This is a genomic window from Streptomyces sp. 8L (assembly GCF_020176795.1).
Lineage (GTDB): Bacteria > Actinomycetota > Actinomycetes > Streptomycetales > Streptomycetaceae > Streptomyces.
In genome coordinates, this window is record NZ_JAIUKE010000088.1 from 1 (window position 1) to 21,303 (window position 21,303).

A 21,303-nucleotide genomic window follows, 5' to 3' on the forward strand; every position below is an offset into this window, starting at 1 on the left:
GGGCGGCGCGGGGGATGTCGCGGGGCCGCCGACGCTGCTGCGGGTGGCGGGCGTGCTCGGGGTGGACTGCGCGGATCTGCTGCCGGGCGTGGCGGGCAAGCTGGCGGCCGCGCTGCTCTCCGATCCCGAGGGCGGCTGGAGTCCCGCGATGGAGGCGGTACTTGACGAGCAGTTCGAGCTGCGGACCGCGTTGCTGAGCGCGCTCGACGACCGGGCCGCGGACGATCCGGTGGCCGCGGCCCGGCTGACGGCGACGGTGTCGCTGGAGCTGACGGGTGTGCAGGCGCTGCCGCATCTGCGGATGTGCGCGGGCGCGCCCTGGCGGCCGGGCCCCGACGGGGACCGCGTCGGCGCACTGCACGCGGCGCTGCGTGCCTCCGGCGTCTCGCCGCTCGCCGAGCCGCTGGTGCTGCGCACCGCCGTGCGCCTGGTGTGGGGCGAGGAGCTGCCGACGGCCGTCGAGGCGCGGCAGATGCTGGACGGGACGGGCTCGGACGCGCATCGCGTCGCGGGCACCTGGCAGGTGCTGGTGCGGGCGGCGCTGGAGGCCGCGCCCGACGACGAGGAGGCTCCGGCGCTCGCCCCCGACCTGCTGCGCTGCTTCCCCGACACGCTGCGTCCGGGGCCGCGCGGCTCGCTCGGGCTGCTGGAGTTCGCGGGGGTGCTCGCGGCGGGGCGGGCGCCCGCGCCCTGGGTGGAACGGGCGCTCTCGCTGCGCGAGGCGGTGGAGCGGCACGAACCGGTCGCGCCCGCCGTACTGGAGCGGCTCGCCTCGACGCTGGCGTGCCGGCTGCTGTCGGAGGACCGGCCGGACGGCGAGCTGTACACGTTGATCCACCGCGGTGACCCGGCGCTGCTCGCGGCCTACGCGGCGCTGGCCCGTACCGACCGGGTACGGGCACGGCTGCGGACGGTCCCCGCCTACCTGGCCGACTGCTTCGTCGCCTGGACCTCGCTGCCCGGGGCGACGCGCGCCTGGGACGACACGCGGACCTCGCTGCTGGAGAAGGTGGCGCGGCCCGTCGTGCGGGCGCTGTCCGCGTCCGACGTGGCGGCGGTGGAGCGTCACCTCGAAGCGGCGGGCGCGCACCGGGCCGAGGAGTTCAGGACCTGGCAGCGGGAGTCGGCGCTCACCCGGTTCGGCCGCCGCCTCGGCGGACTGGGCAGGCGCGCCTGACCGGCGTACCCGCACGTCCGCCCGCGCGACCCGGCCCCGCACCGCGCCGTGTTTCCGCCGGCCCACCGGAGCCGGCGGGTGCCGCGCCGTGCCCCCGATCCCCCCGCCGGAGTCCGCGGTGCCGCGCCGTTCCCCGATCCCCCCGCCGGACGGATCAACACCACGCTATGTGTGTGTATTTGTTTCTCTCTGCGCGAGTATTGACCGTCAAACGAACACAACGGGACACTGTGCCACGTCTTTCAGGACGGTCGGCCGGGACCCGCACGTCATCCGCGCTTCTTCGGAGGACGCTCTCAGCCCTGTCCTCCGCCGAGGTGAAGGGTGACGCACAGGTGCGACGCGTACTGAGATTCTCCCCGTTGTGGGTGCTGGCCCTGCTGGCCTCGATACTCGCGGTGAGCGGTACCCCCGCGCAGGCCGCCCGTACGGACGGCGCGGCGACCGCGCGAGCGGCGGCCACATCGGTCACCGTGGACGGGAGCGGGAGCGGGCGGACGTTCGACGGCATCGGCGCGATCAGCGGCGGCGGCGGCAACTCCCGGCTGCTGACGGACTATCCGCCCAAGCAGCGGTCGCAGATCCTGGACTACCTCTTCAAGCCGGGCTACGGGGCCAACCTCCAGCTGCTGAAGCTGGAGATCGGCGGGGACGCCAACTCCACGGACGGCTCGGAGCCGTCGATCGAGCACAGCAAGGGCACGGTCAACTGCGACGCGGGCTACGAGTTCTGGCTGGCCGAGCAGGCGAGGAAGCGCAACCCCGACATCGGCCTGTACGGGCTCGCGTGGGCCGCGCCGGGCTGGATCAAGGGCGGGTTCTGGTCCACAGACACCATCAACTACCTGATCTCCTGGCTGGGTTGCGCCAAACAGCACGGGCTGCCGATCAGCTACCTCGGCGGCTGGAACGAGCGCGGCCACGACGACGCCTGGTACGTCCAGCTGCGCGCCGCCCTGGACAAGGCCGGATACGGCGATGTGCGGATCGTCGCGGACGACAGCGGCTGGGACGTGGCCGACGACATGGCCAAGGACAAGGCGTTCAACGACGCGGTGTCCATCATCGGTGCCCACTACCCGTGCGAGGGCGGCGACGGCGGTTCCGCGGACACCTGTTCAAGCTCCAAGACGGCCCAGGACAACGGGAAGCCGCTGTGGGCGAGTGAGAACGGCTCGCAGGACATGGACACCGGCGCTCCCGCGCTGATCCGCTCCATCACCCGCGGCTACGTCGACGCGAAGATGACCAGCTACTTCAACTGGCCGCTGCTCGCGGCGATCTACCCGAACCTGCCGTACTCGACGGTGGGCCTGGCGACCGCGGGCTCCCCCTGGTCGGGGAACTACGGCATCGGCGCGAACACCTGGGCCACCGCACAGGTCACCCAGTTCGCGCGGCCCGGCTGGAAGTTCATCGACTCCGGCTCCGGCTACCTCGGCGGGTCCGAGTCGAACGGCAGCTACGTCACGCTGAAGTCGCCGAACGGCAAGGACTACTCGACCGTCCTGGAGACCACCACGGCCACCGCCGCGCAGACGGCGGACTTCACCGTCAAGGGCGGTCTGTCCACCGGCGCGGTCCACGTATGGGCCACCGACCTCAACCATCCCTCCGCGGCTACGGATCTCATCCACACCGAGGACGTCACCCCGTCGGCCGGCGGGACGTACTCCCTGACGCTGAAGCCCGGTTACGTCTACACCGTCACCACCACCACGGGCCAGGGCAAGGGCCACGCGAGCGCGCCGGCCGCCCACGCGCTGGCACTCCCCTACACGGACGACTTCGACAAGGACGCCGCAGGCACCGAGGCGAAGTACCTCTCCGACATGCAGGGTTCCTTCGAGGTCCAGAAGTGCGCCGCAGGGCGCGGCGGGATGTGCCTCCAGCAAATGGCGCCCACCAAGCCCATCGAATGGCAGGACGACAGCGACGCGTTCACCCTCGTCGGCGATCCGACGTGGAAGAACTACACGCTGCGCACCGACGCCGAACTCGCCAAGCCCGGCACTCTGGAGCTGATCGGCCGGGCGGGCACGCAGAACCGGCCGCAGTCCCACCAGCAGGGCTACTTCTTCCAGATCAGCGACACGGGCGCGTGGACGATCCTCAAGAGCGACGCGGACGGCAACCGCACCGTGCTGATGCGCTCCAGCACGACCGCGCTGGGCACCGGCACCTGGCACAGGCTGGCGCTGTCGTTCAGCGGCCCGGCGATCACCGCGTCCGTCGACGGAAAGAAGCTCGGCACGGTCCAGGACAGCTCCTACGCCGCGGGGCAGGGCGGACTCGGCCTGACCTCGTACGACCTGGACCAGTTCGACAACCTCTCCTTCACCCGGGCGAAGGCGGCGGCTCCCGCGGCGGCGCTGGCGGTGACCCCGTCGGTGAAGTCCGTGCGGCGCGGCAAGGACCTGACCGTGACCAGCACACTCACGGTCCCCGCGCGCGGCACCACCGCCGACGGCGTCAACATGACACTCGCCGCGCCCAGCGGCTTCGTCTACGACGCGACACCGCAGGTGTTCGGGGCCGTGAAGCCGGGGCACAGCGCCGTGGCCACCTGGAAGCTGACCGCGCCGGGCGACAAGGCGTCGACCGCCACCCTGACCGCGACCGCCACCTACGCCCAGCACGAGGTGGCCGGCGTCCTGCGCGAGGACACTCAGGTCGAGGTGGTGAACCCACCGCCGCCGACCGGCGTGCAAGACGTCTCCGACCTGGACTTCGTCGCCTCGACCAACGGCTGGGGGCCGGTCGAGCGGAACGAGTCGGTGGGCGGCACCAACGCCGGTGACGGCGGCCCGCTGACCATCGGCGGCACGGTGTATGCGAAGGGGCTCGGCACCAACTCCGTGAGCGACGTGACGATCTATCTGGGCGGCAACTGCTCGAAGTTCGTCTCGACGGTCGGCAACGACGACGACGCCGGCACCTCGGGCTCGGAGACGTTCAGTGTGCTCGGCGACGGCAAGACGCTCGCGGCGACCAAGACGGTCAAGGGCGGCGATCCGGCACAGCAGTTGAGCGCGGACCTCAGCGGCGTGCAGACCCTCGACCTCGTCGTCGGCGACGCGGGCGACGGCAACGCCTACGACCACGGCGACTGGGCGGCCCCCACGGTGACCTGCTCCGGCTGAGCGACGGCGCCGCCGGTGGCCCCTCGTCCTCGCGCCGGAACACCGGGGCCCGCCCCCCCCTCAGCGGTGTCCGGCGGCTCCCCGGGCGCCCTGAGCGGTGCCAGGGGCGGCGGCGCGAAGAGAGAGCGGGGCGGGCTCCACCGGCGGCGGTCCGGCGCCGGCGCGCTCGGCGGACCGCCCCTGCCCGACGAGGCGCAGCGCCTCGTCGTGGCTGGCGGGCCCCGCTCCCGGCAGGCTCGCGCAGACGGCCCGCAGGATGTCGACGTACGGGCTGAGGTAGGAGCCGAGCGCGTAGCGCAGGACCTCGACGGCGGCCCGGTGCCGGCCGAGCAGAGCCGTGCCGGGGCCGGGACACCGGGCGGCGAACTCCAGGAGCAGCGGCAGATGGTCGGGGAGTTCGTCGTCCGGGGGCTGCCAGCCCTGCTCCCTGAACGCGGACGCGATGGCGGCCAGGGAGGCGCCGCGGCGGCCGGTGTCGCCGTCGGTGTGGTACGTGAGGTGGAGGCAGCGGCGCGCGGAGCGGTCGAAGGTCGCGACGTACCGTGCCGACAGTTCGAGCGGCGGGACGCCGTCCACGGTGTCGCAGAACCGCAGCAGGTGCGCGGCCTCGGGCGCGCCGAGGGGGACGAGGGCGCCCCGCACGGTGTCGAGGAGGCCGGGCCAGGTGTCGTCGGGGTGGCCGAGCAGCAGGGAGGCCGCCTGGAGCACTGCGGGGCGTGCGCTCACCGGCCCTCCCGCGCGCGGCCCGCGGCAGCGCCGCCGCCGGGGCGGCAGGTGGTGAGGGACATGTCAGTACTCCACGGGCTGGGAACGGCGGCGGATCGTGGTGATCACGTCGCGCCGACCGCCGGCCGGGCCGCAGTAGTCCGGGGAGAACGACAACTGCCCGTAGCCGCCGATGAGATGGGTCGGCTTGATGAGGAGGTCCGGGAGGGCGTCGCGGACACCGCCGCGCCGGCCCGCGGCCCCCGGGGCAGACCCGTTCGCCGGCCGGTCCCGCTGGTCCAGGAACACCGTGCCGCGCGGTACGCGGTGGGAGACGACGGCGCGGGCCGCGACCACACCGCCGGCCGCCACGGCCTCGACCCACTCGTTGTCGGTGGCGCCGATGGCGCTCGCGTCGGCGGGGCTCAGCCAGATGACGGGGCCGCGCCGGGCGAGGGTCCCCGTCAGCGGGTCCTCCTGGTGCGCCGAGCGGAGGGGCCCCTGCGCGTGGGAGGAGAGGTACCGGACGGTCACGGCCTGCCCGCCGGTACCGGGCTCGCCGGGTGCGGGGAGGTCGAGCGGGGGCCGGTAGACCGGGAGTTGCTCGCCGAGTTCCGCCATCCAGTCGTGGTCGAGGTAGAAGTGCCGGCGGCCGGTGAGCGTGCGCCAGGGCGTGCGGTGCCCGGTGCTGACGGTGGACGGCGGGCAGGGCCGACCGGGGGCCTCCCCGCCGGGCCGCTCGTGGCCGGTCGCGGCGGGTTCGCCGGGTCCCGTTCCGGGGCCGCGCCGCTCCGCCGGGCCGTGGTACCCCTCGGCGGCGCTCCGGCCGTTGACTGTGTCCGACCGGGCGAGGATCGCCGCGCACAGTGTGACGTCGGTGTCGAGCGACGGACGGCCGCCGGGCGGCGCCCCGGCAGGGCGCGTGCCGCCGGGCGCGGCCGGCCGCAGCGCCTCCTCGTACGGCCGCGCGGTGACGCCGTCGGCGGTCATGGCGTGCTCCCCGGCCAGCGGGCCGAGCGACGCGAGTCTGTCCGCGATCGCGGTGTAGTCGCGCTCGACCAGGGCGATCCGCTGGGTGGTCCGGCCGGGGCGAGGCGGTGCGCCGCCGTCGCGCCAGTCGCTCACCACGCCGCCGGGCTGGGCGGTCTCGTCGCGCGAGCCGTGCTGGAGGGCCGTGGCCACGAGGTCGTGGACGGTGTCGAGGCGGCCCTTCGCGAGCCCGCCGACCTCGCGGGCGAGGCCGTGGAAGATCTCGAAGTCCGTACGGGCCTGCCAGGGCGGGGAGATCGCCGGCTCGACGGCGCGGACATACGGATACGTGTCCGTGCCGGCGAGGTCGTGCTTCTCGTACCGGGTGGCGGCGGGCAGCACCAGGTCGGAGTGGAGCGCCGTCGGGGTCATCCGGAAGTCGAGGCAGAGCAGCAGGTCGAGCTTGCCGTGCGGTGCCTCGTCGCGCCGGGCCACGTCGCGCGGGCGGCGGCCGTCGGCGGCCTCCGCCGCGCTCGCGCGGTCCCGGGCGCCCAGCAGGTGCCGCAGGATGTACTCGTTGCCCCGGCCGGACGTCCCGAGCGGGTCGGCGCGCCACACGGTCAGGACCCGCGGCCAGTTGGCGGGGGCGTCCGGGTCCTCGCAGGCGAAGCCGAGCCGCCCGTCGGCGAGGCGCTCGGCGACCCAGTCACCGGGCTCCTCGCCGTCGGCGCGCACCCGGCGCCCGAGGTCGAGGGGGTTCGCGTCGAAGGTGGGGTACGAGGGCGTCCAGCCGAGCCGGGCGGACTGCGCGAGCAGGTCGGCGGTGTGCCGGCCGGCGAAGGTGCCGGGGCCGGCGGGCGAGGCGAGCGCGTCCGCGCCGTAGGACTCGTAGCGCCACTGGCCGGTGTGCAGGTACCAGTACGGGGTGCCCGCCATCTGCCGGGAGGGCCGGACCCAGTCGCCCGCGGTCGAGAGCTGCCGGCCGCCCGCGTGGGGCCGCACCTTCTCCTGGCCTCCGCAGTGGACCCAGCCTCCGCCGTCGACGCCCTGGCAACCGGTGAGCATCAGCAGGGACAGGAACGTGCGGTGCATCGTGTCGGAGTGGAACCAGTGGTTGGTGTCCGCGCCCGTCACGATCATGGCCCGGCCGCGGGTCCTCTCCGCCGTGCCGGCGAACTCCCGGGCGATCCGGATCACCGCGGCGGCCGGCACCGAGGTGATCTCCTCCTGCCAGGCCGGTGTGCCGGGAGCCGAGGCGTCCCCATACCCTGCGGCGGCCCCGGCGTCGGCCCCGGCGGAGCCGCCCGGCCAGTCGCCCGGGAGTCCTGGCCTGCCCACCGCGTACCGCGCGAGCAGCAGGTCGAAGACCGTGGTGACGAGCCGCCCGCCGATCTCCCGGACCGGCACCCCCCGGACGACCTCCGGCGGCAGAGCCGCTCCCGGCACGGTGTCGAAGCGCGGCAGCACCATCTCCACCCCCGTACCGCCACGGTCGTGGAAGGACAGCAGCGGGTCGACGCCGCCGAGGTCGAGCTTCCAGTCGCCGGGGCCGCTCCTGGTCCAGCGGTGGCCGAGCGTGCCCTTCGGCACGACGACCTCGTCGGTGTCGGCGTCGACGAGTACGGGCATCCAGCGGCGGGCTTCGGCGTCCGCGTCCGCGGCCCGCTCCAGGGCGGCGGCCGTGATGAACTTGCCCGGCGCGTACCGCCCGTCGGGACGCCGGTCGAGTCCGACCAGGAACGGCAGGTCGGTGAAGCGCTTGACGTAGTCGGTGAAGTAGGGCACCCGCCGCTCGACGAAGAACTCCGTGAGGATCACGTGTCCCATGGCCAGGGCGAGCGCGCCGTCGGTCCCCGGGTGCGGGCGCAGCCACTCGTCGGCGCACTCCGCCTCGTCCGCGCTGCCGGATGAGACGGCCACGACCTTCCGGCCCCGGCGGCGGGCCCCGGCCGGCCGCGTGGCCGGCACGTCCGAGCCCCACCTCATCAGGTACGCGGCGTCCCGCCACTCCCCCGGCTCCGGCACACCCGCCTGGTCACCGGACACCTGCGACGACGCCACCGGCAGATCCGCGTACCCGTCGCAGGACGAGATCATCGGCGCGCCGATCAGGGACATGAAGCGCGCCCCGACCGCGTACGAGGCCACCGACGAGGCGGGGGCCGACGAGAAGCCCGCGACCCGGTCGGGCCCGTACGCCCCGATGGTGTGGACGTGCGCGGCGGCGGCCAGCTCAAGGGCCTCGCCCCAGCCGATGCGGACGAGTCCGCCGCGCCCGCGCGCGGACTGGTAGGCGCGCCGCTTGACGGGGTCCGCGGTGACCTCGGCCCAGGCGGCGACCGGATCGCCGAGCCGGGCCCTGGCCTCCCGGTACATCTCGACGAGCAGACCACGGGCCATCGGGTACCGGACGCGGGTGGGCGAGTACGTGTACGGGACGTGGGAGGCGCCGGGCGGGAAGCGGCGCGACGCCTCCCCGGACCGGTCGGCGCCCTCGTCCGTACGGAGGGCGGCGCGCCCGTCGTCCGTCCCGGGCGCCGCCCGGACCAGCCGGCCCGCCCGCAGCAGCCGTTCGGCCGCGGCGACCGCGAGCCGCTCCCCCTCGCCCCGCGCCTTTCCGAGCCCCACCGCGCACACTCCTCACCGCACCGCGCACCAGCCGTTTGCACGGAGAGCATCCACCCGGTCACGTTCGGCGACGGAGGGAGTCGGGTGCTTCTGGGCGAGTGATGGAGAAGGCTTTTCCTCTGCTTGGCGCTGTTTTCTGAAATAACGTCACTGCGTCACGAACGCGGAGAAGTGCGGGGCGCGTGCCGAAGACGGCCCGTCGGAGACAACGGCAACGCCACCGCGGGTGGCCCGCTTCACCCACCCGGAAACGCCACCGGGTGACCCGCTCCCCCGGCAGGAAACGCCACGGGACGGCCCTCTTCCCCCGGCCAGAAACGCGCCGGGGGGGCGCCCCCCCCGGGGGGGGGCCGGCCCCCCCCGCCCCCCCGGGGGGGGGGGCGCCCCCCCCCCCCCCCCCCGACCGTGATCATGCTGGCCGGCCTCCAGGGCGCGGGCAAGACCACCCTCGCGGGCAAGCTCGGCCTGTGGCTCCAGAAGCAGGGGCACTCGCCGCTGCTCGTCGCCGCCGACCTCCAGCGTCCCAACGCGGTGACGCAGCTGTCCGTGGTCGCCCAGCGCGCCGGCGTGGCCGTGTACGCGCCGGAGCCGGGCAACGGTGTGGGCGACCCGGTCAAGGTCGCCAAGGACTCGGTCACCTACGCCCGGGACAAGGTCCACGACGTCGTGATCGTGGACACGGCCGGCCGCCTCGGCATCGACCAGGAACTGATGCAGCAGGCCGCGGACATCCGTGACGCGGTCTCGCCCGACGAGGTCCTCTTCGTCGTCGACGCCATGATCGGCCAGGACGCGGTCAACACCGCGGAGGCGTTCCGCGACGGCGTCGGCTTCGACGGTGTGGTGCTCTCCAAGCTCGACGGCGACGCGCGCGGCGGTGCCGCCCTCTCCATCGCGCATGTGACCGGCAAGCAGATCATGTTCGCCTCCAACGGCGAGAAGCTGGACGAGTTCGACGCGTTCCACCCGGACCGCATGGCGTCCCGCATCCTCGACATGGGCGACCTGCTCAGCCTGATCGAGAAGGCCGAGCAGACCTTCAGCCAGGCCGAGGCCGAGAAGATGGCCGCGAAGCTGGCGAAGGGCCCGAAGGAGTTCACGCTCGACGACTTCCTGTCCCAGATGGAGCAGGTCAGGAAGATGGGCTCGCTGTCCAAGCTGCTCGGCATGCTGCCGGGCATGGGGCAGATGAAGGAGCAGATCAGCAATCTCGACGAGCGGGACGTCGACCGCACGGCCGCGATCATCAAGTCGATGACCCCGGGCGAGCGCGCGGAACCCACGATCATCAACGGCTCACGTCGCGCCCGCATCGCCCGCGGCTCCGGTGTCGAGGTCGGCGCCGTGAAGAACCTGGTGGAGCGGTTCTTCGAGGCCCGCAAGATGATGTCCCGCATGGCGCAGGGCGGCGGGATGCCGGGGATGCCCGGCATGCCCGGCATGGGGGGTGGCCCCGGTCGGCAGAAGAAGAAGCAGAAGCAGGCCAAGGGCAAGCAGCGCTCCGGCAACCCGATGAAGCGCAAGGCGGAGGAGCAGGCCGCGCTGGCCCGCAAGGAGCAGGCCGCTCTCGGCGGGACGGCGCAGGGCGAGCAGGAGCAGCCGAGCAAGTTCGAACTGCCCGACGAGTTCAAGAAGTTCATGGGCTGAGCCGCTCGGACCCGGGTTCCGGGTCGGCCGGGCAGGGCCCGGTCTCGCCGTCGTCGCGAGACCGGGCCCTTCGCGTGCCGTGCGGAGGCGTGCCGTGCGGAGGCCGCACGCGCCGCGCTCAGCGCCGGGCCGCGGTCAGCGCCGGGCCGAGCCGTTTGCCAGACCCCGCGCGTCCAGGCCGAGGAAGGCCGCGGCGGTGGCGCCGACGTCCGCGAGCGTGGGGGCGTCCGGACGTATCTCCGTGCCGCTCGCGCCGGGCCGGTGGATGAGCAGCGGCACGTACTCCCGTGTGTGGTACGCGTGGCCGATCGTCGGGTCGTTGCCGTGGTCACCGGTGACGATCAGCCGGTCGCCCGGCGCGTCGAGCAGTCCGATCAGCTCGAACAGCCCGGCGTCGGCCTCCTCCAGGACCCGCCCGAAGCGTGCGGTGTCCTGCTGGTGCCCCGCGAGGTCCGTCTCCTGGACGTTGGCCACAACGAGCGCGTCGCGCCCCGCGCCCCGTACGGCGTCGAGCGTGCTCGCGACGACCTCCGCCGTCACCACGGCCGGGCGCCGCTCCGCCGCGTCGCAGGCGAGGATGTCCGCGGCCTTGCCGACCAGGGTGACGGGCACGCCGGCACGCGCCGCCAGGTCGGGCAGCTGCCGCGTGTGGTCGAGTTCGGCGCCCAGGTGGCGCACTTCGAGGCCGCCGTTGCGGTAGAAGCCGGTGGCGGGCGTGTCCAGACCGACCGTGCCGCCGTCGCCGTCGCGCACGAAGCCGGTCAGCGGACCGTCCGCGTGGCCGCCGACGGCGATCACACGGGCGACCGGCGCGACGGTCCGTACCGTACGGGCGATCGCGAGCACACCTTCGAAAGACATGTCCTCCAGGCGGGCCGACGCGTTCCAGTTGATGCCGGGGTCGGCCTCCAGGTTGTCGTGGACGAGCACCGCGTCGTCGACGACCAGCAGCGGGCGGCCGCCCAGCGGCGACACCGCATGGCCCGCCGCCTTCAGCGCGGCCGTCACCTCCGGTAGATGGTCGGCGAGCCGGGCGACCGTGACACGGCTGAAGTCCGCGCCCATCATGGTCTGGTGGCCCGCGAACGTATCGGCGCCCGGATAGCCCAGGGCCGCCCTGCCCACCGACACGGGCAGCGGGGTCGCCGGCGCGAGGTCCGGGTGCGGATGGACGACGCCCAGGCCGAGTGCCCCGAGGCCCGGCAGCCGCAGCGGGCGGCCCGTCAGCTCGCGGCAGCCGTCCAGGACATGCCCGCAGGTGTCGGCGGTGATGTCGCCTGGACGCAGCGCCCCGGCGTCCGGCATGGCACCGATGCCGAAGCCGTCGAGGACGACGATGACGGTTCTGCTCATGGGAGTTGCTCCTTCCCGGCCGCTGCCGCGCCCGGCCGTGGCAGTGCTCGGCGCCTGCGCAGCCCGGCCGTCACAGCGCCCGGCCGTGCGCGTCGTACAGGCCGGTGAGCCGGGGCGAACCGGCGGACAGGCCGGACACGACGGCCACCGTCGAGCGGGTGACGAAGATCTGGGTGCGGAAGGCGAGCACGGCGGTGTCGCCGACGCGCGCGTCCGAGGCCCGCTCGGGTGCGTCGAGCAGCCGGTAGTAGTCGATGTTCTCGGCGGGCGAGGGCTGGACCGGCAGCCTGACGCCGCTTCGGGGCAGCAGCGCCTCGCGGACCCCGGAGCGCGCGTAGAACCCGCCGCCCCGCAGCGCGGGACGCCCGTCCGCCAGGGTGTGCGCGACCTCGGTGACATACACGTACGCGGGCTGTTCCGGCTGGTGCGGGTCGACGGCGTGCAGCGGGGTGGTACCGGTCAGGGAGTGGCCGGGCTCGCCGTGCGTGGCACCGAGCTCGGCCAGGAGCGGCAGCGTCGCCACGGACGTGGCGCTCGGGGCGCTCAGCTTCATGTCCCGGTGGCCGCGCGAGGCGAGCAGGTCCTTCGCCTTGACGGCCAGCTCGAACGTCGGTGTGGGGGCGGGCAGTCGGGTCACCGGGTCGCACAGGACGCAGGGGAACGCGGTGACACCCGCGATCCGGATGCCCGGCAGCCGCTCCGCCTCGGCGGCGAACGCGTCCAGCTGCTCCAGGGGCACCCCGCCCTCCTGCCCCGGATAGACCGAGCCGGGCGCGCCTTCCAGCCGTACGAGGACGTCCTGGACCAGGCCGAGTTCCACGGCGGCGGCCGAGACCGCGCGCGCGTTGGCGAGGTCGAAGACCGTGACGGCCTCGGGCCGCCAGGCGAGCATCTCCGGCAGGTCGCGGGGCGGGATCTGCACCAGGTGGCCGAGGTTGCCCGCGCGGGCGCCGGTGGCGTGCAGCAGCCGGGCCTCCGACGGGTCGATCGCGGCGAAGGCCGGGATGTGCCGCGCGATCGCGCGGATCAGCTCGGGGTTGCGGCCCAGCTGTTTGACGACGAACCAGAGGGTGAGCCCGAGGCGGTCGGCCTCGGTCGCGAGCAGCGCGGCGTTCGCCCCGACGGCGTCGGCGTCCAGCACGTACGTGTCGGGCGGGACGGCGCCCGACCGGTGGAGTGCGGTGGCGGTGTCGACGAGGGGGGTGTTGCGGGTGAGGACGGTGTCGAGGAACAACGGTCAGCCCTTCAGGTCGTGCAGGGAGCGGCGGAGGATCTCGATCACGAGGTCCGCCCCGGCCCTCATCGGGTTGATCCGTACGGCCCGGTCGGCGAGCTCGGGTGCGTCGTCGAGGGACGAGCTGGACATGCGGTAGAAGAGCGGTGCGATCTCGTAGCGGGAGTTGGAGCCCACCGGGTAGGGCGCCGCGCCGTACCGGGCGGCGACGGCGGGCAGGTCCCGCGCCACCGGCCGGTCGAGCAGCACGATCAGGCAGCGGTCCTGGACGTTCGCGAGGCGTACGTCGGCGACGCCGGGCACCTCCCCGGCGGCCAGCCGCTCGGCGACCTCGGAGCCCACCCGTGACTGCACGGCCCACATCAGCGGGACGTGGGTCAGCGCGCGCAGCGCGTCGAGCGCCTGGTGGCCCTGGACCTGGCCGCCGCCCGAGTAGTTGTCGGCGCGGACGCGCTCCACCAGGTCGCGCGCTCCGACGACGGCGCCCACGCCCTCCGGGCCGTGCAGCTTGAACAGGGAGAAGCAGGAGACGTCCGCGCCCAGCTCCACCCCGCAGGCCGGGGCGCGCAGCACGGCGTAGTTGTCGTCCACGACCGTGCGCACCCCCGCGGCGGCGCACGCGGCGAGCACCGCGCCCGGATCGTAGGAGTCCGTGAGGCGCTGCCGGCTGTGCTGCACGTACGCCCAGGAGAACCGCCCGCCGGCGAGGGCCGCTTCGAGGGCGGCGGTGTCGTTGAAGTCCACTTCGACGGTGTCCGCGCCGAGGCCCCGCAGGGTGACCGCTGTCGTGCGGTAGACGGGAGCCCGGTGGATGAGCAGGGGCGCCCCGGCCAGGTCCGCGGCCTGGAGCGCGGCCCGGATGGCGCCGGTGCCTGCACCCTGGACGAGCGCGGCGTCCTCGGCGCCGAGGAACTGGGCGAGGACCGCCTCGACCCGCGCGGTCGTACGGGGCCTGCCGAGGCCCGGCACCACCCCGGTGTCCGCCGCGAACAGCTGCGGGCCCTCGAAGTGCGCCGCCGTGCACTCCAGCAGCCGGTACTGGGTGCGGACCGCGTCGTCCAGCGGCACGGTCGGCAGGGGATGGGTCACCGGCAGCCGCGCGGGCGCGGGGGGTGTGGGGGGTGTGCCGTGCGGCATGTCAGATCTCCTCGACATCTGCGCCGGTCAGGAAGCGCAGGGGGTTGCGGCGCGTGATGAGGTCCACGAGGTCGTCGTCGACGCCCGCCGCGCGCGCTTTCGGCAGAAACGACCGGAACAGATGCCCGTAGCCCTGGCCGCCCTCCGACACCAGATAGCCGTGGCGGGAGATGTCGCAGCTGAGCAGGGCCCGGTCCGCGTAGCCCGCGTCGAGCAGGTCGAGCAGCAGCCTGAGCCGGGTCTCGTCGCTCTGGTAGCTCGACTTGCCGACGGTGTCGAAGGCGACGTACGCGCCTTCGGCGGCCAGCCTGCGGTGCACGTCCGGGTCGTCCAGGAGGTCCTGGTGGCCCAGGGATACCCGGTGCGGCGGCAGGCCCGCCGCCGTGAGGATGTCCAGCTGGGCGAGGCCGCCCCGGCCCAGCTGGGCGTGGGTCGCGAGCGACAGCCCGGTCGCCGCGGCGGCGCGGGCGGACGCGGTCAGTACCCGTGTCTCTGCCGCGGTCGGCCGGTCGCCGTGGCTGCCGATCTCCCCGATGACGCCCGGCCGCACGCCCGTCGAGCCGATGCCCGCCTCGATCTCCTGGAGGAGGGTGTCCGTGAGGCGGCCGGTGTCGGTGGCGGCGACCTCGGCCGGGTGGAACGGCTCGTAGTACCAGCCGGTGGCGGCGACGACCCCGACGCCGGTGTCCGCCGACAGCCGGGCCAGGGCACGCGGATCGCGGCCCATCCCGCGACAGGTCAGCTCGATGACGGCGGACAGCCCGAACTCAGCGCGCAGGGAGGCCAGTTCCTCGGCCACGGCGGGCGCGTGCTCGTCCGGGTCGAGGACCGCGGCCCGGGGGGCGGCGCGGTCGAGGTCGAGGACCAGGTGCTCGTGGGCGAGCACCGGCCCCCGTACGTCGGACACGGCCAGCGCGCCGGCGACGGTGCGCAGGTGGTACTGCATGGTGCGGTGCCTTTCCGGGCCGGAGCGGCCCTCAGCCCTTCACGGGGGTGAACAGATCGAGCCAGTACAGGACGTTGAGCAGGATGCCGCCGACGATGACCGCCGCCGGGGCCGCCGCCATCCGCACCACCGGCCTGCCCATCGCCTCGTTGATGAGGTAGAGCCCGCCGACGACGAGGATGCCGAGGCCGCCGCCCATGACGTTCGCCGCGAGCAGCGAGCCGAACAGGATGGCCAGTTGCAGGGTGTCCGTGATGGCGCTGCGCAGGTGCTCGGAGGAGTCACGGACGCTCGGAAGCCTGCCGAGGACCTTGCCGATGGAGGACAGGCCGAGGATCTCCAGGGCCAGCACCACGGCGCCGACGACGGCCGCGAGGACGGGGTTCGGCATCAGGTAGCCGATCGGGTACACGAGCGTCAGGCCCGCGATGCCGTACGTGCCGGAGGCCAGCGCGGTCGTCGCGATCAGCGGGATGAAGCCGAAGACGCGGTAGAAGTCGACCTGGGCCGCCTCGCTGATGTGCCCCTTGGCGACCAGGAAGCTCGTCGCCTCGCCGCCGCCGAATATGTGCATCTGCGCGATCATGCAGACGCCGGCGCCCAGCAGCATGAACAGCGGCAGGTGCCTGCGCAGCCTGCTCGCGCTGGCGCTGAACAGGGAGGCCATCGGGTCCTCCGCTTCGACGTCCGCCGCCGTGGCGGTCGCGCCTGCGGGGTCGGCCGTGGCGGTCGCGGTGCCGCCGTCCGCATCCGTCCGCGTCAGGAGCGAGCCGCCTCCGCCGCTCGTGCCGCCGGTGCCCTCACCGGGTGGCTCCGGCGCGGCGGCGGCGGCCGCCGCCTCGGCCTCAGCACGGTCGGCCTTGCGCTGGAGCAGGTCCTTGCGGATGGCGAACCCGATGAGCATCAGCACGCCCGCCGCCATCGCGAGCGAGCCCGCGAACACGCTCGGCCACAGCTTCATCGTCATGACCACGAACGCGAGTTCCACGACGGCCGTGATGCCTCCTCGCGCCCGGCCGAACTGCTTGGCCACCGCGATCACGGGGAACAGCGTGAACAGGAACAAGATCGGCGTGGACATCTGCTGCATGGCGGTCAGGAAGTCCACGGGCAGCTTGTGCGCGACGTCGTTGGCTCCGTTGAGACCGAAGACGACCAGCGCGCCCCAGCCGCCGCCGAGCAGCACCGCGAGCCACTTGCGGAACGCCAGGATGCCGAGGATGTCGGTCGGCAGGAACAGCAGCCACGGATTGAGCACCCCGGACGACAGGGCCATCGGGGCGCCCAGCCCGAAGATGAAGCCCGCCGAGAGCCCGAACGCCACGGCAGCGGTCGCCGCTCGCGTGGCGCGCCCCTGGATGAACTCCAGCATGAAGGGGCGGGTGCCGTCGTTGAAGACGGCCAGTGCCATGTGCGAGATGAGCGCGGTGAGCGCGGCCAGCACGATGACGGTCAGTTTCTGGGTCAGCGAGAAGTCCAGTTGGGCGCTCGCTGCGAGCACTGTGCTCACGGGGTCACTCCTTCGTGCCCGGTCATGTCCGAGGCGGTCAGCTCCGCGCCGCGATGGCGCGTGCCATGAGCGGGGCGACGGCGTCGATCTGGTCGATCGCGAAGCCGAAGACGGTCTTGCCCTCGGCGAGCAGCGCGGAGATCTCCTCCGCGGTCGGCACGGAACGGCCGAACGTGTGGCACTTCGACGCGCCGACGAGGCCGAGCAGCACGCCGAGGGAGGCGCCCGCGCCGGTGTGGCAGGTGCCCAGGTAGTAGTCGGCCTGACCGGCACGCAGCTTCATCGCGGCCTCCATGTCGTTGGAGACCGTGACGGTCAGGCCGTCGAGGCCGAGGCCGGAGACGCTCTTCGCGACCTCGGTCTTGCCGACGCCGCCGGTGAGGATCTTCGTCATGACTGGTTCCTTCTCTTCTCGTGCGTGCCGCGGGATCAGGTGGGCCGGACGGCCGGGCGGAGCCGGTGGCCGGGGGAAGGGGTCAGGCGGGGGAGTGCTGGGCGAGGACGGCCAGGTGCAGCGCCAGGAAGTTGATCTCGGAGTCGGGCAGAGCGGCGCCCAGCGTCCGCTCGGCGCGGCCCGAGATCTCACGCGCCCGTGCCACCGCCTCCGGATGGTCGGCGAGTTCGGCGGCCACCTGCTCGTCGGTGGCGAAGGCGGCGATGGGCTCGCCGTCCAGGAGCCGGGTGAGGGCCATCATCAGGTGGCTGGTGAGCATGCCCGCGGTGTCCTCTGTGACGGTGTCCCCGCCGGCGGCGAGGGCCGCCAGCTCGTCCGTCACGAACGCGGCGACCTCGGGACGCACCTGGCCGCTCTCGCGGAACAGCTGGATGCGCAGGGCGAGCTGGTCGTCCATGGTGTTCCTCCTCCTTCTCCTCGCTTGACGCGGCCCCGCGGAGCGGACGCCGTGCCGGTCACTGAGAGTCGCCGGTGATCCAGTAACCCGTATTTTGTATTTTGAGCTCAGAATGAGGCCCCGCCTGGAGCGGAGCCGTCCTGGGCTCCCGTCCCTCAGTACCAGGGGGACCGTTCGCCGCGGAGCACCTCGGTCTGGCAGTGGGTGATCCCCTGGAAGTCCAGCGCGTCCCGCACGGCGGCCAGCGCGTTGGCTCCGTCCGTCCTTCCGATGATCGCCGCACTCGAATTGCGCAGGGCGAGGTCGCGCGTGACCTCGTCCCCGAGTGGGAGGACGTCGACGCCCGGCCCGAGCCGGTCGGGCGCCTCGTCCAGGCTCCACACCGTGGCGTCGGCCCTGTCGTGCTGGAACACCTCGCCCAGCTGCATGTACGACGCCTCGACCCAGGTGACGTCGACGCGGTCGGCGAACACGCGCTCGGCCAGCATGCGCTGGTCCTCCGACGCGTAGTCGACCGCGACCCTCAGTCCCGACATGTCTATGTCGAGGCCGTGGCGCAGCAGCAGTCCGTGCGCCCCGACATAGGTGGCGGGGCCCAGGTCGGCCACCAGCTCGACGGGGTGCTCCTCGATCAGCCGGTCGGCGGCGAAGCGGGAGAGCACCACCAGGTCGACCTTGCCGTCGAGCAGCGCCGTCGTCCGCGCGCCCGCGCCTCGCATGAAGGTGATCGCGAAGGGCGCGCCGGCCTGCTCGAAGGCGCGGCGCAGTCCCGTGGCGAGCCCCTCGTACCGCCGAGAGTACGGCAGCGGCATGGCCGCGAGCAGGGTGCCGAGTCCGGACAGCCGCCAGAGTATGGACCGGTCCGAGCGCAGCAGGAACGTCCCCAGGTGGCCCCGGGCCGCCGTCTCGATGGCCGAGGCTCCCTCCAGCAGCTGCAACGCGGCCTGGACGGTGCCGTTTCCCACGCCGAGCTCCTCGGCGAAGTCGCGCACGCGGGGCAGCCTCGTGTCGGGCTCGTGGTTCAGCAGGAGAACCGCGAGCTGTCTCGCCGCGAGGCCGTTGCGCGTCAGGAAACGCTCGTCAAGTCCGGTCACACCCCAGACAGTAACCAGAATCCCGGATACTGACAAGGACTCTTTCGGGGGAATGTTCGAACTGCGCCGGGCGCGGGAGCGAGGGGCCGGGGAGGCGTGGAGCCCCGGCCGCGGAACACCGGCCCGATCGGGCAGCGCTCATCGGCTATGGAACACCGGCCCGACCATGGGGCCCCGCCTGCGGAGCCCCAGCCATGGAATGCCGACCCGGCCCGGCCCCCGTTCCCGTCAGGGCACGCGGGCGATCAGGTAGCGGAAGACGTTCGGCATCCACACCGTGCCGTCCTTCCGCACATGCGGATGCAGCGCCTCGGCCATCTCCTTCTCCACCTGGCGCCTGTCCGTGGCGCGCACCGCTCCGTCGAACACCCCGGTGGACAGCATCCCGCGCACCGCGCTCGGCATGTCCGCGTAGCCGAAGGGGCACGCCACCCGGCCGGAGCCGTCCGGCCGCAGCCCGGCGCGCGCCGCCACGTTCTCCAGGTCGTCCCGGTAGGCGGGCCGCCAGGTCCCCTTGCGCAGGCGGTCGGTCAGCCGCCCCGCCACATCGAGCACGCCCGCCGCCGCACACCGCTCCGGCGGTCCCCAGCCGGCCAGCACGACGGGCGCGCCCCGGCGGGCCAGCGGTACCGCCCGGCGCAGCGCGGGCGCCGGGCTCCTCGTGTCGCCCGCCACCGAACCCATCGGGTGGAAGGCGGTGATCACGTCGTACGGTGCGGTGCCCGCCTCCGACGCGTCCCAGACGCGGTCCGCGGGCAGCAGCCGCCTCGGCCCCGCGCCGCCGCTCCCCACGGGCCCGGCGCCCGCGTGCAGCCGTTCGCCGGCGAGCGCAAGCAGCTCCTGATCGGAGTCCGCCCCGGTGACCTGGGCGCCCAGCGTCGCCGCCATCAGCAGCGAGAGTCCGGAGCCGCAGCCGAGGGCGAGCAGCCTGGTTCCCTCGCGGACCTCCAGTCGCTCGTAGACCGCTTCGTACAGGGGCACCAGCATCCGTTCCTGGATCTCGGCCCAGTCCCGGGCGCGCGGACTCACCTCCGCGGCGACCGCGGTCGCGGGGGCCGTCCTCCCGGCGGTGTTCCGGTGCAGCCTGTGGTCGTCGACGAGCGTCCTTGTCATGAATAGCGCCCCAATCAGCCGAGAGGTCCGTATCGCCCTGTTGGGCCATCCTCCGTGTGCGTGCGCACCCACATCCCCCGTATGCCAGGGAACTGCGCATCCGCTGCCGCGTCCAGTGGGGGATACGTAAACTGTTCGTGTCAGGAGCGTTCGCCCTGTGCGTCCTGCGCCTGCCGGGCCGATTCCTGGTTCGGCATGTCCCCGCCGTACGATGCCCGCCATGGCAAAAGCACCCGTACTCACACCGCGGGCGGACGATTTTCCGCGCTGGTACCAGGATCTGATCAACAAGGCCGAGCTGGCCGACAACGGCCCCGTGCGCGGCACGATGGTGATTAGGCCGTACGGGTACGGGCTGTGGGAGCGGATGCAGTCCGACATGGACGCGCGCATCAAGCAGGCGGGCGTCTCGAACGCGTACTTCCCGCTGTTCATCCCGCAGTCCTATCTGACGCGGGAGGCCGAGCACGTCGAGGGATTCGCCCCCGAGCTCGCCGTCGTCACCCACGGGGGCGGCAAGGAGCTGGAGGAGCCGGTGGTCGTCCGGCCGACCTCCGAGACGATCATCAACGAGTACTTCTCCAAATGGGTGCAGAGCTACCGCGACCTGCCGCTGCTCATCAACCAGTGGGCCAATGTGGTCCGCTGGGAGATGCGCCCGCGCGTCTTCCTGCGCACCACCGAGTTCCTCTGGCAGGAGGGGCACACCGCGCACGCCAGCTACGAGGACGCCCGTGACTTCGCCGCGCGCATCCACCGCGACGTCTACGGCGACTTCATGTTCAACGTGCTCGGTATCGACGTGGTGCTCGGCCGCAAGACGCGGCGCGAGCGCTTCGCCGGAGCCGTCAACACCCTCACCCTCGAAGCCATGATGGGCGACGGCAAGGCCCTCCAGATGGGCACGAGCCACGAGCTCGGCCAGAACTTCGCCCGCGCCTTCCACACCCAGTACCTCTCCAAGGAAGGCAACCAGGAGCTGGTCTGGCAGACCTCCTGGGGCGCCTCCACCCGCATGGTCGGCGGTCTGATCATGTCGCACGGCGACGACAACGGCCTGCGCGTGCCGCCGCGCCTCGCGCCCACCCAGGCCGTCGTCCTCGCGATCAAGGAGGACGAGGCCGTTCTCGACGCCGCCAGGAAGCTCGCCGCACGCCTCAAGGAGGCCGGCGTCCGGGTCGAGGTCGACGACCGTACGGACACCCCCTTCGGCCGCCGCGCCGTCGACTGGGAGCTCAAGGGCGTGCCCGTGCGCGTCGAGATCGGGCCGCGCGACGTCGCGGCAGGGACGGGGATGCTGGCCCGCAGGATTCCCGGCGGCAAGGAGCCCGTCGCGCTGGACGCGCTGCCCGCCGTTCTGCCCGGCCTCCTTGAGGAGGACCAGGCGCAGCTGCTGCGCGAGTCCAGGGAGCGCCGCGAGTCGCGGACCGTGGACGTCGCGACTGTCGGGGAGGCCGTCGAGGCGGCCGCGACCGGCTGGGGGCGCATCCCGTGGGCCGACCTCGGTGACGAGGGCGAGGCCAAGCTGGCCGAGCAGGGTGTGACCGTACGCTGTCTGCTCGGAGAGGACGGCTCGGTGCCGGATTCGAACGACGCGCCCGGGACGATCGCCCTCGTCGCCCGCGCCTACTGAGGTCGGAGCCGAGGTCAGCGGCCTGACGCCCGGGTGGTACGTAGATCGGCTACGCGCCGTTGCGTACGAGGCGCTACGTACCACCTTGGCGTGAGCTGTGAGAGTTATCCACAGTTCGACGCACCTGCCCTCGTCAGGGCGCATCAAGGGCAACTGACGGGTA

General features: G+C 73.3%; 14 protein-coding genes and 1 pseudogene. 4 read left to right on the forward strand and 11 right to left on the reverse strand.

Features of this window, described 5'->3' with window-relative positions:
• Both LCE31_RS09235 and LCE31_RS09240 read left to right on the forward strand, forming a co-directional pair.
• A partial coding sequence (locus tag LCE31_RS09235) for a GTPase-associated protein 1-related protein (protein ID WP_263631619.1) occupies positions 1–1,177 on the forward strand: 1,177 nt, incomplete at its 5' end.
• A gap of 335 nt (positions 1,178–1,512) precedes the next feature.
• Positions 1,513–4,320 carry an NPCBM/NEW2 domain-containing protein gene (locus LCE31_RS09240; RefSeq protein ID WP_225013582.1) on the forward strand — a complete coding sequence of 936 codons (2,808 nt, stop codon included), beginning with the start codon at positions 1,513–1,515 and terminating at the stop codon, positions 4,318–4,320.
• Between the two features lie 60 nt (positions 4,321–4,380).
• On the opposite strand, the gene narJ is transcribed toward LCE31_RS09240, so the two are convergent.
• Both narJ and LCE31_RS09250 read right to left on the reverse strand, forming a co-directional pair.
• Entirely contained in the window at positions 4,381–5,046 is a 666-nt protein-coding gene (gene narJ / locus LCE31_RS09245; RefSeq protein ID WP_225013583.1) for a nitrate reductase molybdenum cofactor assembly chaperone, read from the reverse strand.
• A 63-nt stretch (positions 5,047–5,109) separates the two neighbouring features.
• The gene (locus LCE31_RS09250; protein ID WP_441349407.1) at positions 5,110–8,544 is read right to left on the reverse strand and encodes a molybdopterin-dependent oxidoreductase; all 3,435 of its coding nucleotides are present in this window, start codon (positions 8,542–8,544) and stop codon (positions 5,110–5,112) included.
• A gap of 474 nt (positions 8,545–9,018) precedes the next feature.
• Between LCE31_RS09250 and LCE31_RS09255 the strand changes: the two are divergent.
• A pseudogene (locus tag LCE31_RS09255) lies at positions 9,019–10,269 on the forward strand (signal recognition particle protein); the annotation flags it as partial.
• 135 nt (positions 10,270–10,404) lie between these two features.
• Here the strand turns inward: LCE31_RS09255 and LCE31_RS09260 are convergent.
• The 9 genes from LCE31_RS09260 to LCE31_RS09300 form a co-directional block, all read right to left on the reverse strand.
• Positions 10,405–11,622 carry a phosphopentomutase gene (locus tag LCE31_RS09260; protein ID WP_225013587.1) on the reverse strand — a complete coding sequence of 406 codons (1,218 nt, stop codon included), beginning with the start codon at positions 11,620–11,622 and terminating at the stop codon, positions 10,405–10,407.
• A 70-nt stretch (positions 11,623–11,692) separates the two neighbouring features.
• Positions 11,693–12,856, reverse strand: a complete 1,164-nt coding sequence (locus tag LCE31_RS09265) for an alanine racemase (protein WP_225013589.1) — start codon at positions 12,854–12,856, stop codon at positions 11,693–11,695.
• A gap of 3 nt (positions 12,857–12,859) precedes the next feature.
• Positions 12,860–13,993, reverse strand: a complete 1,134-nt coding sequence (locus LCE31_RS09270; RefSeq protein ID WP_225013590.1) for an aminotransferase class V-fold PLP-dependent enzyme — start codon at positions 13,991–13,993, stop codon at positions 12,860–12,862.
• Position 13,994: 1 nt separating this feature from the next.
• Positions 13,995–14,939, reverse strand: coding sequence for a phosphotriesterase family protein (locus tag LCE31_RS09275; protein ID WP_225013592.1), 945 nt, complete (start codon positions 14,937–14,939; stop codon positions 13,995–13,997).
• A gap of 31 nt (positions 14,940–14,970) precedes the next feature.
• A complete protein-coding gene (locus tag LCE31_RS09280) occupies positions 14,971–16,449 on the reverse strand; it encodes a YhfT family protein (RefSeq protein ID WP_225013594.1) in 1,479 nt (492 codons plus the stop codon).
• 37 nt (positions 16,450–16,486) lie between these two features.
• The gene (locus LCE31_RS09285) at positions 16,487–16,843 is read right to left on the reverse strand and encodes a DUF2620 domain-containing protein (protein ID WP_225013595.1); all 357 of its coding nucleotides are present in this window, start codon (positions 16,841–16,843) and stop codon (positions 16,487–16,489) included.
• 82 nt (positions 16,844–16,925) lie between these two features.
• Complete coding sequence (locus tag LCE31_RS09290) at positions 16,926–17,300, reverse strand: PRD domain-containing protein (RefSeq protein ID WP_225013597.1); 375 nt, start codon at positions 17,298–17,300, stop codon at positions 16,926–16,928.
• 155 nt (positions 17,301–17,455) lie between these two features.
• Positions 17,456–18,394 (reverse strand): GntR family transcriptional regulator YhfZ, encoded by a 939-nt coding sequence (gene yhfZ, locus LCE31_RS09295; protein WP_225013599.1) that lies wholly within the window; start codon positions 18,392–18,394, stop codon positions 17,456–17,458.
• A 228-nt stretch (positions 18,395–18,622) separates the two neighbouring features.
• Positions 18,623–19,507, reverse strand: a complete 885-nt coding sequence (locus tag LCE31_RS09300; protein WP_374118445.1) for a class I SAM-dependent methyltransferase — start codon at positions 19,505–19,507, stop codon at positions 18,623–18,625.
• Between the two features lie 220 nt (positions 19,508–19,727).
• Here LCE31_RS09300 and proS point away from each other — a divergent pair, with 220 nt between their 5' ends.
• Positions 19,728–21,140: a proline--tRNA ligase gene (gene proS / locus LCE31_RS09305; RefSeq protein WP_225013601.1), complete on the forward strand. Its 1,413-nt coding sequence runs from the start codon at positions 19,728–19,730 to the stop codon at positions 21,138–21,140.
• Positions 21,141–21,303: the final 163 nt, after the last annotated feature.

What these genes read in the sequence shown, in the direction of transcription:
- LCE31_RS09260 (WP_225013587.1), bottom strand. Translation starts at nt 11,622, where the DNA reads ATGAGCAGAACCGTCATCGTCGTCCTCGACGGCTTCGGCATCGGTGCC.
- LCE31_RS09270 (WP_225013590.1), bottom strand. Translation starts at nt 13,993, where the DNA reads ATGCCGCACGGCACACCCCCCACACCCCCCGCGCCCGCGCGGCTGCCG.
- LCE31_RS09275 (WP_225013592.1), bottom strand. Translation starts at nt 14,939, where the DNA reads ATGCAGTACCACCTGCGCACCGTCGCCGGCGCGCTGGCCGTGTCCGAC.
- LCE31_RS09285 (WP_225013595.1), bottom strand. Translation starts at nt 16,843, where the DNA reads ATGACGAAGATCCTCACCGGCGGCGTCGGCAAGACCGAGGTCGCGAAG.
- LCE31_RS09290 (WP_225013597.1), bottom strand. Translation starts at nt 17,300, where the DNA reads ATGGACGACCAGCTCGCCCTGCGCATCCAGCTGTTCCGCGAGAGCGGC.
- LCE31_RS09300 (WP_374118445.1), bottom strand. Translation starts at nt 19,507, where the DNA reads ATGACAAGGACGCTCGTCGACGACCACAGGCTGCACCGGAACACCGCC.
- proS (WP_225013601.1), top strand. Translation starts at nt 19,728, where the DNA reads ATGGCAAAAGCACCCGTACTCACACCGCGGGCGGACGATTTTCCGCGC.